At 71.9% G+C, this 15391-nt stretch carries 13 protein-coding genes and 2 pseudogenes; 7 read left to right on the forward strand and 8 right to left on the reverse strand.

Going from position 1 to position 15391, the window contains the following annotated elements; all coding sequences use genetic code 11:
• Positions 1-22: 22 nt before the first annotated feature.
• Positions 23-190, forward strand: a pseudogene (locus ACFYWQ_RS17350) (transposase); the annotation flags it as partial.
• An 85-nt stretch (positions 191-275) separates the two neighbouring features.
• Here ACFYWQ_RS17350 and ACFYWQ_RS17355 read toward each other — a convergent pair.
• The 3 genes from ACFYWQ_RS17355 to ACFYWQ_RS17365 form a co-directional block, all read right to left on the reverse strand.
• The gene (locus ACFYWQ_RS17355; protein WP_389517456.1) at positions 276-710 is read right to left on the reverse strand and encodes a transposase; all 435 of its coding nucleotides are present in this window, start codon (positions 708-710) and stop codon (positions 276-278) included.
• The gene (locus ACFYWQ_RS17360; RefSeq protein WP_389517284.1) at positions 613-2391 is read right to left on the reverse strand and encodes a cation:proton antiporter; all 1779 of its coding nucleotides are present in this window, start codon (positions 2389-2391) and stop codon (positions 613-615) included. The genes ACFYWQ_RS17355 and ACFYWQ_RS17360 overlap by 98 nt, the downstream gene beginning before the upstream one ends.
• 118 nt (positions 2392-2509) lie before the next feature.
• Positions 2510-3460 carry a DUF389 domain-containing protein gene (locus ACFYWQ_RS17365; RefSeq protein WP_389517286.1) on the reverse strand — a complete coding sequence of 317 codons (951 nt, stop codon included), beginning with the start codon at positions 3458-3460 and terminating at the stop codon, positions 2510-2512.
• Between the two features lie 346 nt (positions 3461-3806).
• Here ACFYWQ_RS17365 and ACFYWQ_RS17370 point away from each other — a divergent pair.
• The 3 genes and pseudogenes from ACFYWQ_RS17370 to ACFYWQ_RS17380 all read left to right on the forward strand — a co-directional run.
• Positions 3807-4265 (forward strand): annotated as a pseudogene (locus ACFYWQ_RS17370) (trehalase-like domain-containing protein); the annotation flags it as partial.
• A gap of 225 nt (positions 4266-4490) precedes the next feature.
• Positions 4491-5435: a cyclase family protein gene (locus tag ACFYWQ_RS17375; RefSeq protein WP_389517288.1), complete on the forward strand. Its 945-nt coding sequence runs from the start codon at positions 4491-4493 to the stop codon at positions 5433-5435.
• Between the two features lie 177 nt (positions 5436-5612).
• Positions 5613-7193: a GMC oxidoreductase gene (locus ACFYWQ_RS17380; protein ID WP_389517290.1), complete on the forward strand. Its 1581-nt coding sequence runs from the start codon at positions 5613-5615 to the stop codon at positions 7191-7193.
• A 41-nt stretch (positions 7194-7234) separates the two neighbouring features.
• Here the strand turns inward: ACFYWQ_RS17380 and ACFYWQ_RS17385 are convergent, their stop codons facing one another.
• The 4 genes from ACFYWQ_RS17385 to ACFYWQ_RS17400 all read right to left on the reverse strand — a co-directional run bounded on the left by ACFYWQ_RS17385 (position 7235) and on the right by ACFYWQ_RS17400 (position 11641).
• Positions 7235-8275, reverse strand: coding sequence for a cytochrome d ubiquinol oxidase subunit II (locus tag ACFYWQ_RS17385; protein WP_389517291.1), 1041 nt, complete (start codon positions 8273-8275; stop codon positions 7235-7237).
• Positions 8275-9759, reverse strand: coding sequence for a cytochrome ubiquinol oxidase subunit I (locus ACFYWQ_RS17390; protein WP_389517293.1), 1485 nt, complete (start codon positions 9757-9759; stop codon positions 8275-8277). The genes ACFYWQ_RS17385 and ACFYWQ_RS17390 overlap by 1 nt, the downstream gene beginning before the upstream one ends.
• A gap of 474 nt (positions 9760-10233) precedes the next feature.
• Entirely contained in the window at positions 10234-11073 is an 840-nt protein-coding gene (locus ACFYWQ_RS17395) for an SDR family oxidoreductase (RefSeq protein ID WP_389517295.1), read from the reverse strand.
• A 298-nt stretch (positions 11074-11371) separates the two neighbouring features.
• Positions 11372-11641, reverse strand: a complete 270-nt coding sequence (locus tag ACFYWQ_RS17400; protein WP_389517297.1) for a hypothetical protein — start codon at positions 11639-11641, stop codon at positions 11372-11374.
• A 449-nt stretch (positions 11642-12090) separates the two neighbouring features.
• Here ACFYWQ_RS17400 and ACFYWQ_RS17405 point away from each other — a divergent pair, with 449 nt between their 5' ends.
• Together ACFYWQ_RS17405 and ACFYWQ_RS17410 are read left to right on the forward strand one after the other, a co-directional pair.
• Positions 12091-12585: a Rieske (2Fe-2S) protein gene (locus tag ACFYWQ_RS17405; protein WP_389517299.1), complete on the forward strand. Its 495-nt coding sequence runs from the start codon at positions 12091-12093 to the stop codon at positions 12583-12585.
• Between the two features lie 155 nt (positions 12586-12740).
• On the forward strand, positions 12741-13208 hold the full coding sequence (locus tag ACFYWQ_RS17410) for a pyridoxamine 5'-phosphate oxidase family protein (protein ID WP_389517301.1): 468 nt from the start codon (positions 12741-12743) through the stop codon (positions 13206-13208).
• 256 nt (positions 13209-13464) lie between these two features.
• Here ACFYWQ_RS17410 and ACFYWQ_RS17415 read toward each other — a convergent pair whose 3' ends face one another.
• Positions 13465-14367 carry a LysR family transcriptional regulator gene (locus ACFYWQ_RS17415; RefSeq protein ID WP_389517303.1) on the reverse strand — a complete coding sequence of 301 codons (903 nt, stop codon included), beginning with the start codon at positions 14365-14367 and terminating at the stop codon, positions 13465-13467.
• A gap of 74 nt (positions 14368-14441) precedes the next feature.
• On the opposite strand from ACFYWQ_RS17415, the gene ACFYWQ_RS17420 reads away from it, so the two are divergent.
• Positions 14442-15377, forward strand: a complete 936-nt coding sequence (locus ACFYWQ_RS17420) for a DMT family transporter (RefSeq protein WP_389517306.1) — start codon at positions 14442-14444, stop codon at positions 15375-15377.
• The last annotated feature ends 14 nt before the right edge of the window (positions 15378-15391 follow it).

Here is a 15391-nt window from a genome sequence, read left to right on the forward strand (position 1 = left end):
TTCGGGTGTGTCCGCGTGGTGCCTCAAGGGCGTCTCCGCCCGCCGGATACGGCAGGAGTTCACCGGCCGGATCAACCGCGCCATCATGCACGGGCATCTGTGGTCGCCCTCGTACTTCTCCGCGTCGTACGGCGGAGCACCGTTGGCGATCGTCCGCCAGTACACCGAGCAGCAGAAACGTCCGCTCTGACGTGCACGTCAGAGCAGCCTTGAGATGCATTCATCCCCGGCTGAACACCGGGGCTTTCTGCAAGAGGCCCGGTAACCGAGGGTGATCACCGGCGAAGAGCGCCCGAGCGACCGCGCCTTCGCGGGCAGCTGTGGGGCGGGGACCTGGACGCAGCCGGTCCTCTGGCCGGCCCGGCGACGTCGATGCCGAGGATCTCGCGGTGCCCGTCGGCGTGGACGCCCGCCGCGACCGGGGTGTGGACGTTGCTGGTCCGGCCGCCCCCGCGGACCCTCCGGGTGTGTGCGCCGACCCGACGGTGTCGGGGGCGGGGGCCGGGGGCCGGTCGCGGAAGGCGGTGGCCTGCTCGTCCTGGTGCCGGGCCGGCGCGGGGAACCGGGACGTGGAACGACGGGCCTTCCGGTGGTCGACAGCCGGCGGCCGGCCTACCTCCGCGGACTCCCGTCGGCCCGTCCGCCCGGGGACAGCAGGATGACCGTGTCCCCCGGGCGGGGCAGTGGCGTGCTGCCGCCCGTGACCGGATCGAGCCGGCCGTCCCGCCGCACGAGGAACAGCGGATCGCTGCCGGGCCGCATGACGTCACCGGCCGGCCGCCCGAGGACGGCGGCCCCCTCCTCGTACCTGCGGAAGAACGTCGGCCAGGTCAGATCCGGGCCGAACAGAACCTCGCCACCGATGAACGGCGCCACCACGCCCTGGCTGTCGGCCGGTGCGTTGAGGCGGTGGACGGTACCCTCCACGCTGCCTCGCAGCAGCACCGCCGCCAGGGCGTTGAAGTCGTCCTCGGCGGTGAGGAAGTACACCGCCGTGATGCCTTCCAGCTCGGCGGCCCCGCCCGTGGCGGCGCCCAGCAGCTCACCGGGCGCAAGATCGACCCCGGCCCGCCGGATACGTTCGCGCTGTTCCTCTTCGCCCGCCCACATCAGCACCTCCAGCCCCGCCGACTTCAGGGCCACGCCGAGGTCGACCACCCAGGGGTCGCCGCCGACCAGCAGGGGCCGCGAGCGGGACGGGCGCACGACGCCCAGGCGCCGGGCGACGGGCGAGGCGGTCAGGCCGTAGAGCGTCACGGTCGCGACGATGACCACGAACGTGGCCGGAAGAATCGTCGACGCGCCGCCGATCCCCCGGGCCATCAAGCCGGCCGAGAACGTCGAGGCCGTGGCGGCCGCGACGATGCCGCGGGGCGCCATCCAGCCGATGAAGCCCCGCTCGCCGCGTGTCAGGTCGGTGCCGAGGGTGGACACCGCCGCGACGATCGGTCTGACGACCAGCACCAGGAAGGCGGCGAGCCCGAGCGCGGGCAGCCACACATGGCGCAGCGAGTGCGGGGTGACGGTGGCGGAGATCGAGATGAAGAGCACACCGAGGATCAGGCTGACCAGGGTCTCGAAGAAGGGCCGGCGCGCGGGTACGTCCATGTCGGGGAGGTTGGCGACGGCCAGGCCCATCATCACGGCGGCGATGAGTCCCGTGTCGTCGCGCACGACATCGCAGAACGCCGCCACACCGGTCACCAGGGCGAGCTGCGCCGTGGTGCCGAGGACCTCGCCGAGCCGCAGCACCCGGAACAGCACCCACAGCACAGCCGCCCCGACCACTCCTCCGGCCGCTCCGATGCCCACGCTGGTCAGGAATCGCGTCGTGCCGCTGCCGAGGGAGTGGCCCGAGCTCGCCACGACCCCGTGGAAGACGAGGGCTCCCAGGACACCGCCGACCGGGTCGATGAGGGAGCCTTCCCAGATCAGGATGCGCTGGAGACGGTCCTTCGGCCGTACGAAGCCGAGCAGCGGTCCGACGACGGTCGGCCCTGAGACCACGAGGATCGCGCCGGTCATGACGGCCGCCTGGGGGGACATGCCCAGCAGCGGCACCGCGAGGAGCGTGCCGAGCAGCCCGGTGATCAGGACACCGAACCAGATCAGCCGGACGACGACGCGGCGGGTGTGGCCCTTCAGCCTCGCCAGATCCAGCCCGAGGCCGGCGTCGTAGAGGATCACGGCGACGGCCAGCGACACCAGCGGCGAGAACGCCGCCCCCAGCAGCTGCTCGGGGGCGACGGCGTCGATCAGCGCGCCGGCGGTGAAGCCGACCGGCAGCAGGACGATGAGGGCGGGGATGCGCAGGCGGTCGGCCAGGATCTGCGATCCGACGGCCAGGACCAGGATCAGGCCCACGCCGATGAGCACCTGGTTCGTCGTCACGAGTGGCCCTTCCGATGCGTGGTGGTGCCGGGCGGGTTCGCCCGCCGGGGCCACGGGCGGTGCCGGGCGGCGGTCGGCGCACAGGCTCTCGCGCGGTCTCCCCGACGGGACGGCGGTGTCACCTGCCCGAGCGCCTGCTGCGGCGGCCGATGCGTCGCCAGACGGCCCGTTGGAATCTGATCATCAACACGCCCACCAGGATCAGCAGCACGATGTTGAGCAGAAGCTGGACCAGGGATCCACGTGCCTCGCTCCAGCTGGAGAACGCGCAGGAGACGCCGATGTCGGCGGCGGCCGGGATGGTGGTGACCGAGATGAACACGCCGAGCAGCGCGCTGGTCCTGGCCTGGGTCAGGGACATGATCCCGACGATGCCGGCCAGCACCGCGACGACCACGGAGAAGAAGTTGGGGGCGTCGATCAGCGCGGAGACCGGCCTGATGCCCAGCTCGAACGCCTCGGGCTGGAAGTCGAGACCCCGGATCGCCCACGAGAACAGGAAAGTCACCAGGACGGCCAGGAGGAATCCCACGGTCAGGGCGGACAGGCCCCGTCGGATCCTGGTGCCGTTACAACGGTCGATGCCCAGCGCCACGCTGGTGATGGCGCCGTACTCCGGTCCGACGACCATCGCGGCGACGATCAGGATCTGGGAGTTGGTGATGATTCCCACCGCACCGATGACGCCCGCGATGACCAGGTAGACGTAGAAGCTCGGCAGATAGGTGCCCTCGGCGCGCATGCGCGCTTCGACCTCCTCCCAGACCGGCGCGTGCGCGAGCGCACCGAGCTGCCGCTGCTCCGCCTCGGCCGCGGCGCCGGAGAAGGCCATCTCGACCGGCTCGATGACGATGGATCCGCGGCGGTCGACCTCCAGGTCGCGCAGACCTCGCAGCACGGCGTTGGCCGCACCCGCCAGGATGTCGCACTCGATCGCGTCGCCGTCGGGGTTGTGCGCCAGTTCGGGAAGGACGACCAGGTTGAAGACATAGCGGTCGCCGGTGAGCAGCCCGACCGCCCGGGGGGTGAGATCAGGGGGGCTCACCAGCCGGACGTGGATCATCTCCATCCACCACCTCCATCGCTCGGCCGGCGGCCCCATCGAGGCCGAGGCCCCGGAGTGCCCGAGCGCCGGTCCTCCCCTCTGTCGCCGGCCGACTCCAGTCAGTAACCCCCGAAGAGTGGGGATCGGCAAGCCGGGTGCGGTGCTCGGCCCCGGCACCCCTGTCGCCCGGCCGAGGCGCCGGCTGGCGCAGACCCGCGATGGGGCGCCGTGGGCCGTGAGGGTGCCGCCCGAGGAGCGTCGGTGGCGGCAGCGGTGGGCGGGCGGCCGTCGGCTGTTCCGGCATGGCAAGGGTCGTCCGAGTGGCGGATAGTGGGACGCAGGGGATCATCTCCGAGATCTCGGAGCACCCATGGACCGCTACCCTCCCCTCGCCGAGCACGGCCTGGTGGGCGACCTCCAGACCGCCGCGCTCGTCTCGGCGCAGGGTGTCGTGGACTGGTTCGCCGCTCCCCGCTTCGACTCGCCGAGCATCTTCGCCGCCCTGCTCGACCATGACGGCGGCGGATACCTGCGGCCGGCCCCGGAGCGCCCCGAGGCCCTCTGCAAACAGCTCTATTACCCCGACACGGCCGTTCCGGTGACCCGGTTCATGTCGCCGGACGGGGTGGGCGAGGTGGTCGACCTCATGCGCCGGGCCCCGGGGACGGACGCGCACCTGCGGACCACCTTCCCGCTGGAGCGGGACGGCCAGGACCCGCGCGGCAGGGTGACGCTGAGTGCCGGCGAGTCCGGCGGCGCCGTGTTCACCGTCTGCGCGTCCGGCGGCGAGGCACCCGCACCCCTCACCGTCGAAGGGCTCACCGCGCAGGCCGACGAGACCGGCCTGGTGGCCCGGGCGGGGCGGTTGTCCCGGGCCCGCTACACCTTCGAGAAGATGCAGACCTACGCGAACCACGTCGGGCTCTTCGCCGAGGAGGTCGGTCCGAGCGGGGAGCAACCGGGCGACTTCCCGCGGGCGTTCACCCGTCTTTCGCTCATCATGGCGGCCGCCACCCTCGACCGGGCACTCGACGCGGAGCGAGGGCGCTGACCCATGGTCGGCCACGCCCGGCCGGCAGGACCGCCCCGGCTGACCGAGGACGAGTTCGGCGTGCTGTACCGGCGCCTGCGCTCGCGCGCCGCTTGGGCCTCGGGTGACCGGGGCGCTCTCGAGGCGCTCACTCCCGCCCGGATCGCGGCCGCCGCCCAGGAGGTGCGGACCGGCCGGACGGTGACGCTCGCCGCGCCGGTGGAGACGCGGCCCGGCCCGGACAATCCGGAGCCTGCGAGGCACCGGATGAGCGGGCAGCCGGAGGAGAACGCCCCGGGCGGGCTCCACTTCGCGAGGGACGCCTTCGCGATGAACGTGCACGGCGACGCCGACAGCCACATCGACGCCCTCTGCCACGTGATCTACGACGGCACACTGCACGGCGGCGTGCCCGCGAGCAGCGTCACGGCGGGCGGGGCCACGGCGCTCTCCATCGAGGCGGCGCGCGACGGGATCGTCGGACGCGGCGTGCTGCTGGACATCCCCCGCCTGCGGGGTGTGCCCTGGCTCGAACCGGGTGATCACGTGAGCGCCGACGACCTCACCGCGGCCGAGGCGGCCCAGGGTGTCCGCGTGACCGAGGGCGACCTCCTGTTCGTCCGGGTCGGCCACCGCCGGCGCCGCGCCGAACTGGGCGCGTGGCACGCGGCGGACGCGCGCGCGGGGCTCCATCCGTCCGCGCTGGAGTTCCTGGCGGACCGGCGGGTCGCCGTGCTCGGCGGCGACGGGAACAGCGACACAGCCCCGAGTTCCACCGAGGGGGTCGACTTCCCCGTGCATGTGCTGGCCATTCACGCCATGGGCCTTCACCTGCTGGACTACCTTCAGTTCGAGGACCTGGCGCCGGTCTGCGCGGCGGAGGGACGCTGGTCCTTCCTCTGCGTGATCGCCCCGCTGAGACTGCCCGCCGCCACCGGCTCACCGGTCAACCCGATCGCCGTGCTCTGAGAATCCGAGCGGGAGCATCGATCTGTGGCCTGGTCTGGTGGTCTCCCTGCCCCGACACGTTCCGGGCATCCGCGTCGGCGGGCTCCCGTTCCGGTCGAGTCGCCGCAGCTCAAATCACCCGATAGTTTGGGAATTGGCATGTAATGCCACTGAATGTTCCTGAGACGGGACCCTCTCATGGCCGACGATCAGCACTACGACGTCATCGTCATCGGTACGGGAGCGGGCGGCGGCACGCTCGCCCACCGGCTGGCCCCCACCGGCAAGCGGGTCCTGATCCTGGAGCGTGGTGACTACCTGCCACGGGAGCGGGACAACTGGGACTCCACCGCCGTCTTCGTCAAGGGCAGGTACCGTGCCCCCGAGTTCTGGTACGACAAGCACGGCAAACAGTTCCCCCCGGAGGTCAATTACTACGTCGGGGGCAACACCAAGTTCTGCGGTGCCGCGCTCTTCCGGCTGCGGCCCGAGGACTTCGGCGAACTGCGCCACCACGACGGCATCTCACCGGCCTGGCCGATCCGCTACGAGGATCTGGAGCCGTACTACACCCAGGCCGAGCACCTCTACCTCGTGCACGGCCGGCACGGCGAGGACCCCACCGAAGGGCCGGCCGGCGCGCAGTACGCCTACCCGCCGGTCGAGCACGAGGCGCGCATCCAGCAGCTCAGCGACGATCTGGGCAGAGCCGGCCTGCACCCCTTCCACCTGCCGATCGGCGTGAACCTCACCCAGGACGAGAGCGGCCGGGCCACCCACGACAGCGTCTGCATCCGCTGCGACCGCGTCGACGGATTCCCCTGCCCGGTGGGCGCCAAGTCCGACGCGCAGGTGATCTGCGTCGACCCGGCGCTGAAGTACGACAACGTCACGATGGTGACCGGCGCCGACGTACGGCGCCTGGAGACCGACCCGACCGGACACACCGTCACCAGGGTCGTGGCCGAGCTCGAGAACGGAGCGACCGGGCAGTTCGGCGCCGACATCGTGGTGGTCGCGGCCGGCGCGGTCAACTCCGCGGTCCTGTTGCTGCGTTCGGCCGACGACAGGCATCCCGGCGGGCTGGCCAACAGCTCGGACGTGGTGGGGCGCCACTACATGCGTCACAACAACCTGGCACTGATGGCGGTGTCGAAGGAACCGAACCCCACCCTTTTCCAGAAGACCCTGGCGCTGAACGACTGGTATCTGGGCGCGGACGACTGGGAGTATCCGCTCGGTGGCATCCAGATGCTCGGCAAGTCGGACGCCGACCAGATCCACGGCGAGGCGCCACTCTGGGCCGGTGCCGTCGCGCCGGACATGCCCTTCGAGGTACTCGCCCACCACGCCGTCGACTTCTGGCTGTGCGGGGAGGACCTTCCGCTGTCCGGGAGCCGGGTCACCCTCGACAAGGACGACGCCATCCACCTGGCGCTCGACGAGAAGAACAACATCGCCGGGTTGAAGCGCCTCCAGCACCAGCTGCGGGGACTGCTCGGACACCTGGGCATGCACGAGCACCACCTGCTGGATCACAGCATCTACCTGCACAAGGGCATGCCGATCGGCGCCACCGCGCACCAGGCCGGCACCGTGCGGTTCGGCGACGACCCACGGAGTTCGGCCCTCGACGTCAACTGCAAGGCCCACGACCTCGACAACCTCTACGTCGTGGACACCAGCTTCTTCCCCAGCATCGGGGCGGTGAACCCGTCCCTGACCGCCATCGCCAACGCCCTGCGGGTCGGCGACCACATCGCCGACCGGCTGAGCTGACGGGGCGGGCGCCTCTACGGGTTGTCGCCGGGTGCTCCCGCTTACAGGTTGTCGCCGGGTGCTCCGGCCGCCCGGGTGTCGGCAGCGGTGAGCTCCTCCAGCCGGCCCATGGTGTCCAGCCGGTACAGCAGCACCAGCGCCGGACCGACCAGCACGATCGCGATGCCCGTGACGATCACCAGCCAGCGCAGGGTGTGAGCGGCGCCGGCCGCCTCGGCCACCGTCAGCGAGGTGGGCAGCAGGTAGGGCCGCTGTGCGAAGCCCCAGGCGCCGACGACCAGGGCGACGCTCGCCACCGAGGTGTAGCGGGACCAGCCGTGGGACCGGCGCAGCAGGAGCAGCACCGTGACCAGACCGCAGACGGCGGCCGGCACGACCAGCACCAGCCCCCAGCCCCCGGTGAGGCCGTCCCAGACGTACCGGGCGTCGTCGTGGGTGACGGGCAGGCCGATGAGCGCGAGGACCACGACGGCGCCGAAGGCGATCAGCGCCCGCAGGCGGAAGTAGTCGACGAGATCGGGCGCGCCGAACCGCAGGGCATCGGAGCAGAGGAACACCGCCCCGAGGAACGCGGTGGCCGCGATGGCCAGCAGACCCGTGAGGACGGAGGTTCCATTGGCCCAGGCGTCCGCGGAGGCGGTCGTGCCGACCTTGACCCGGCCGGAGGCGATGCCGCCGAGCACCGCCCCGAGGAAGAACGGCGTCACCAGTGACGAGACGGCGAACATCGCGCCGTAGACCCGTTGCCGGGCCAGGCGGCGGGTCGGCTTGCGCAGGGCGAACCCGGCGCCGCGGAGCACCAGGCCGACGGCGGCGAGGGCGAGCGGCAGCCACATCGCTTCGAACACGGCCTGGAACATCGTCGGGAAGCCGGTCCACATGATGATCAGAACGAAGATCAGCCAGACGTTGTTGGCCTCCCAGACCGGTGCCATGGCGTGGTCGATGAGCCAGCGGGGCCGCTTGCCGCGCTCCGCGCCGCCGGCCAGCAGGTCCCAGAAGCCGGCGCCGTAGTCGGTGCCTCCGGCGCAGGCGTAGGCGGCGATCGCGATCACCAGCACCCACGCGATGAATTCGGCCATCACGACTCACCGCCAGGGATGTGGCCGGACCCGCCACCGGACGCGGCCCCGGCGGTCGTGGACTCGGGCTCGCTTCTGGGCCCGTACGGGGTGTCGGTCTCCGGCGGCAGGTCGGCGCGCGCGGCGGCTGAGCCCTCGTCGGCGATGCGCCAGCGGGTACGCATCTTCAGGACGACCGCGAGGAACGAGCCGAAGACGGCCACGTACACGACGATGACGATGCCGAGCATCGCCCACAGCGATCCGGCGCGGGTACTGGTCACCGCCTCCGAGACCCTCATGTGCTGGTAGACGATCCAGGGCTGACGGCCGACCTCGGTGGTGATCCAGCCGCACTCGACGGTGACCAGGCAGGCGACGCCCGCGAGTGCGGCGCAGCGGTAGAACCAGCGGCCGCGGGGGTTGTCCCGGTGCCGCCACCAGGACCAGGCGTACCAGAGCGCCAGCAGGATCAGCAGGCTGCCGATGGTGACCATGATGTCGAAGGCCCAGTGGGCGATGGTGGCCTGGACCACGGTGGGGCGGTCGGCGGCCGGCACCGACGTCAGCCCGGTCACCTGGGTGCTGGGTCTGAAGCCGGCGAGGATCGAGTCGAGCTGGGGGATCTTGAGTCCGCCGGAGATCGTCCCGTCGCTGTTCAGTCGCCCGAACATGTACTCGGGCACGTGCGTGTCGGTCTTCCAGACGATCTCCATGGCGGCGAACTTGATCGGCTGCTTGTGGAAGACGGCGCGAGCGGCGGAGTCGCCGAGCATGAACTGGACCGGTGTGAGGATCGCGGCGACCGTGAACGGCACGGTGAAGCCGAGCCGGTGGTAGTGGTCACGGCGCCCGCGCAGCCGGCCGACCGCGTACACGCCGGCGACCACGTACCCGGCGGTCAGGAGCATCGCGACGACGAAGTGCCAGTATTCCGGGCCGAACATCGGTGTGAAGATCGCCTGCTGCACGTCGACGTGGGTCGGCTCGCCCTGGGCGTCGAGGCTGAATCCCTGGGGCGTGTTCATCCAGGAGTTGGCCGCGATGATGCCGAACGCCCCCATCAGGGCGGCCAGGGGCAGCGGTACTGCGAGCCAGAAGTGCGTCCAGGGCTTGAGCCTGCGCCAGCCGTAGAGGTAGATCGCGATCAGGACGGCCTCGAGGAAGAACGCCCATGCCTCGACGCCGAACCCGAGGCCGAAGACGTCGCCCCAGCGGCCCATCATGCCGGGCCAGAGCAAGCCGAACTCGAAGGACAGCACGGTGCCGGTGATGATGCCGATGGCGAACTGGACGGCCATCACCGCCGACCAGCGCCGGGCGAGCAGGAGGGCGACGGGGTCGTTGCGACGCAGCCCTCGGTGGTGCATCAGCAGAGTGATGAACGGCAGTGCCACACCGAACGGGACCAGCAGGATGTGGGAGGCCAGGGTGAAGGCCATCAGCTCACGGGCCGGCAGGAGTTGGTCCGGCGTGTTCGCGAGATGGACCGCTGTGCTGAACATGTGCGCCTCGGAGGTCTGCCCCGCACGAGGAGGCGGGGCTGAGGAAGGACAGGTCGTGGAGGGGACGGCCCGGAGGGGACGGCCCGGAGGGGACGGCCCGGAGGGGACGGCCCGGAGGGGACGGCCCGGAGGGGGCGGCCGAGGGCCCGTGCCCGGGTGGAGCCCCACCGGGCGCGAAGGCGAGCCACTGCTGCCGTTCCCGGTCGTCCGCGGCCGGTTCGGCCATCTCGGCGTCCACCACGACGATCGGATCGTGATACGGCAGCACGACGGCTCCCCCTCGGGTCACCGGGCGTGGACCAGCCGGGCGGCCTCATCCACGTCGGTGGCTTCGGCGAGCAGGCAGCGCACGTCGTGGTGCGGCCACGGTCACCGAGACCGGCGGCCTCCGCAGGGCGCGGGCGGCGAACAGCCCGGCGAAACCCTGCCGAGGATCGCCACCCGGCGGGGCGTGACGTGACCCTGCATCGGCGGTCAGCCTCCCGTGGCGAAGCCGGGGAAGAGCGTCATTCCGCCGTCGACGTAGAGGGTGGCGCCGACGACGTAGTCCAGCAGGTCGGACGCCATGGCGACAACGGCGTTGGCGATATCGTCCGGGTCACCCACTCGGCGGTACGGGATCAGGCGCAGCAGGTCGGCCTCGGCCTCGGGCGTGGACCAGGCGTCGCGGTTGATCGGCGTGCGGATGGCGCCGGGCGCCACCGCGTTGACCCTGATCCGCATCGGGGCCAGCTCCTGGGCGAGGGTCTGCATCAGCATGCCCACACCCCCCTTGGAGGAGGCGTAGTTCACGTGCCCCGACCACGGGACGATCTGGTGGACCGAGCTCATACAGATGATCTTTCCCGCCGACCGGGAGACCTCCTCCACCACTCCGCGCCGCATGAACTCCTTGGCGGCCTCCCGCGCGCACAGGAACTGGCCGGTCAGGTTGACGTCGATGACCTTCTGCCACTGGGCGAGGGTCATCTCCGTGACGGCTGCGTCCCGCTGGAGGCCCGCGTTGGCCACCATGATGTCGATGGTGCCGAGCTCCTCCACCATCCGCGCGACCATGGCGGTCACCTGGTCCTCGTCGGACACGTCGGCCTCGTGGGCGTAGGCGCGGACGCCGAAGCCCTCGATCTCCTTGACGACGTTCTCCGCCTCGCGCGCACCGGCGACGTAGTTCACCACGACGTCCGCTCCGGCCCGGCCCAGGGCGACGGCGGTCGCCAGGCCGATGCCCGAGTTGGCACCGGTCACCAACGCCTTCTGACCCTTGAGGAGCTGCGAGGACGTCGTCCCGCGGTTCTCGGCTTTCGCTGCCACCACGATCTCTCCTTGGGCGTTGCGGACGGCACACCCTCAGGAAACGGGCGGCGCACGTGAGGAAGGCCGGGACTCGGCCGGCCCGCCAGGACAGACACAGGAGCCGTCGCACACCCGGCCCCCAGACGAAAACACCCTGGGGCGCGCGCGAGTCCGACCGGCACGCGGTGCCCCCGCTTTCGGCGTGGCCTGTCACACGGCCGGGCTACGAGCCGCCCAGGGCCCTTCCCCGGCCGGCCCGCCGGGGGACGTGGAATGACGCCGAGCCGTTCATGGTGGTCGACAACCGCACGAGGAGCCGTTATGCATGGGCGTCGGACGCGGACTGCCACGCCCGCATGCCCGCCCGAGACGCCTCCTTGGCCTGACGCCACTTCATGGCCGCCTGCTCGGACGGGGGTACGTCCATGTCGCGGATCATGCGCCGCCCCGCCGTGAACAAAGCGAAGGACGCCACGGCCATCCCGGCGCATACCACCCCGGCACCGGCTGCGGTGAGCACGGCACCGGCCTTGAGGAGCCGGATGTCGATCTCGGTCAGCCGCTGGGAGTGATGGTGGTGCTGGTTCATGACTCCACCATCCATCGGCGGGAACCACCCCGCATCCCGACCTTGCGGCAGTCGGCGTCGATCGCGGTCCTCCGCCGGCCCACTTCGGAGACGACCCGCACGCGGCTGTCGAGAAGGCTCCGCTCCACCAGCGCCGGTCACTCACCGTGCCTACGGCGGCGCCTCGGATCGACGGGCTTCCCGTCGCCGCTGTCCCGCATCGCCCCAGGCTGCTGGGGCGCGGGGGCCCGGCCCCGCCCGGCCGACAGCTCCGCGACAGCCGTGGCTTACGCCGCCCTCACCCCTCAGGGGCCACCATCTCGACCATCGTCCGGGCAGAACGTCCGACGGCCGTCCGCCGCACGACCGGCGGACGGCCGCCGGACGGCCACCGCACGGCTTGAACACCGCGCGCCCTCGGCCCGTACCTTCCCGCAGATCACCGAACCTCCCCGGAAGGGACTCCCCGCATGACCAGCGCATCGATCAAACCCGTGCCGACCCCCGCCCGCCGTACCGTCGTGGCGGCCGCCGGAGCCGCGGGACTCGCCGTCGCGCTGACCGCGTGCGGAGGCTCCGACGACGACACGTCGGGCTCCTCGGCCTCGGCCGGCACCTCGGGCTCTTCCGGATCGACCGGCGGCTCCGGGTCGGCGGACACCGGCGGCGCGGCGGCCGACGGCGCGCTCACGACCACCGCCGAGATCCCCGAGGGCGGCGGCAAGGTCTTCGACGCGCAGAAGGTGGTCGTCACCCAGCCGGCGGCGGGCGAGTTCAAGGCCTTCTCGGCGGTCTGCACCCACCAGGGGTGCGCGGTGAAGAGCATCGCGGACGGCGTCATCAACTGCCCCTGCCACAACAGCAACTTCTCGATCACGGACGGCAGCGTGCAGAGCGGTCCGGCGACGAAGCCGCTGCCCGAGGTGCAGATCACGGTCAGCGGGGACTCGATCACCCTCGCCTGAGCGGGCCCGGCCCCTCCGGACGGGCCGGGTGCGGCGGATCATCGCGGGGGTGCGCTCCGGCGGCACCCCCGTACCGTTTGCCGGCTTGGCGTCGGAGAATCGCCCGGGGCACGACGTGGGAGAAGCGAAGCGATCAGGGAAGAGGAGAGGGCCGGATGACCGTCACTCAGCGCCGGGGCCGGAAGATCATGATGACGCCGGGCGAGCTGGACTCGTTCCTGACCGCCCAGCGCACCTGCCGGGTCGCCACCGTCTCCGCCGACGGCACCCCGCACGTCAGCGCCCTGTGGTTCCTGTGGGACGGCTCCGCGCTGTGGCTGTACTCGGTGGTCCGCAGCAAGCGGTGGGCGGACCTGCGGCGCGATCCGCGGGTCGCGGTCGTGGTCGACACGGGCGAGGAGTACGAGTCGCTGCGCGGCGTCGAGCTGTCCGGCACCATGGAGTTCGTGGGCGAGATCCCGCGCACCGGGGAGCTGTGCGCCGAACTCGACGCGGTGGAGACGCTGTTCGCCCGCAAGAACTTCGGGCTGGACTCGATTCCGCACGACGGGCGGCACGCGTGGCTGCGGCTGCGGCCGGAGAAGACCGTGTCCTGGGACTTCCGCAAGCTGGCCGGCTCATAGGCGGACAGGCGGACAGGCGAAGGGGCAGACGGACGGATGGGCGGACAGGCCGGCGGACGGAGCGGCCGGCACCCGTCGGCCCGGACGCGTGGCCCGGACCCGTCAGTCCGGGCCCGTCAGTCCAGACCCGTCGGCCCGGACCCATCAGTCCGGGCCCGTCGGTCCGGGCTCTTCGCCGCGGCCCCGTCGGCACGAACCCGTCGGCGCGAACCCGTCGGTCCGGGCCCGTCGGTCCGGACCCCTCGGCCCGGACCCGTCAATCCAGTTTCTCCGCCGCCGACTTCAGCGCGCCGACCGCAGCGCGGATCGACGGACGGCGGTCGGCGTCGGCCCGCCACACGGCGTAGACGTGCCGGCGCACCCGCTGCCGGAGCGGGACGGTGACGACTCCCCCCGGCACCGGCCGGCGGCCGAGCAGGGGCGCGATGCACACCCCGAGACCGGCGGCGACCAGGGCCATCTGGGTGTGGGTCTCGGCCGCCCGGTGGCCGACGATGGGCTCGACGCCGCGGGAGCGGAGCGTGAACATCAGCCACTCGTGGCAGAACTCGCCCTCGGCCCAGGTGATCCACTCGTCCTCGGCGAACTCCCCGAGATCCACCTCCTCCCGTCCGGCGAGGGGGTGCCCGGCGGGCATCGCCACCTCGGCCGGGTCGTCGAGGAGGGGTGCCTTGACCAGGCCGTCCGGGACCGGCATCGGCTTGTTGTACCAGTCGAGGACGACCGCGAGGTCGAGGTCGCCGCGCACCACCCCGGCGACGCCGTTCTCCGGCTCCAGCTCGCACGAGCGCACCCGCAGGCCGGGGTGCTCCGCGCGCAGGCCGGCCAGCGCGGTGGGGAACAGCCCGCGCGCGGCGGTCGGGAAGGCCGACAGCCGCAGCTCGCCCACCACCTGCCCGCGGTGCGCCTCAAGGTCGGACTGTGCGAGTTCGACGTGCGAGAGGATGCGGGCCGCGTGCTGGGCGAGCAGCCGCCCCGCGTCGGTCAGACGCACGCCCCGCCCGTGCCGGGCCAGGAGCTGCTGCCCGACCTCCCGTTCCAGTTTGGCCAACTGCTGCGAGACGGCCGACGTGGTGATGTGCAGCCCGGAGGCGGCGGCGCTGACCGAGCCGTGCCGGGCCAGGGCGTCGAGGGTGCGCAGGCGCTCCAGGTTCAACATGTAAGCGATGCTACGCAATACCGGGCGCCGATTCTCGATTGTGCTACGAGGTTCCGTCCCGCACGGTGGTCACCATGACCACCACCGCACCCGCCGCCCGCACCCGCACCCCGGCCTCCGCCGCCCGCGCCCGTCGCACCCTGGACTGGCGGCTGCGTTTCGCCGCCCTGTCGCTGATCTGGGGTTTCAGCTTCCTGCTCATCAAGGTGGGCACGCAGGGCTACGCGCCGTTCCAGGTGACGCTCGGCAGGCTGGTGTTCGGTACGGCGGTGCTGGCGGCCGCGATGGCGGTGAAGCGGGAGCGGCTGCCGCGCGGGGCGCGCACCTGGGGACACCTGACGGTCGCCGCCCTCCTGCTGAACGCGCTGCCGTTCTCCCTCTTCGCCTACGCGGAGCTGACGATCCCGTCCACGCTCGCCGGCATCTGCAACGCGACCTCGCCGCTGTGGGGCATGGTCCTGTCCCTGGTCGCCCTCTCCGAGGACCGGCCGACCCGGGTCAGGGTCGCGGGTCTGGGCCTCGGCTTCCTCGGCGTCCTCACCGTCCTCGGCGCCTGGCACGGCTTCGACGGGCTCGACGCCCGGGGCACGGCCCTCGCCCTGCTGGCCTCCCTCAGCTACCCCATCGGCTGGATCTACGTCCGTCGCACCCTCGCCGGCACCGGCTCCTCGGCGCTGTCGATGACGGGGGCGCAGCTGCTGCTGGCGACCGTCCAGCTCGCCGTCGTGACCCCCCTGTCCACCAGCTTCCCGACCCGCCTCCCGCTGCTCCCGCTGCTCGCCGTCGCCGCGCTGGGCGCCCTCGGCACCGGCCTGGCCGTCCTGATCCAGTACGGCCTGGTCACCGAGGTCGGCCCGACGACCGCCCAGATGGTCACGTACTTCATCCCGGTCATCGCCACGGTCGCGGGCGTCGCCCTGCTCGGCGAGTCGCTGAGCTGGTCGACACCGGTGGGGGCGGTGATCGTACTGGCCGGGGCCGCGCTGACGCAGGCGAGGAGGACGTCGTAGTCCCGCGTCGGGCG

It is taken from the genome of Streptomyces sp. NPDC003247 (assembly GCF_042888135.1).
GTDB lineage: Bacteria > Actinomycetota > Actinomycetes > Streptomycetales > Streptomycetaceae > Streptomyces.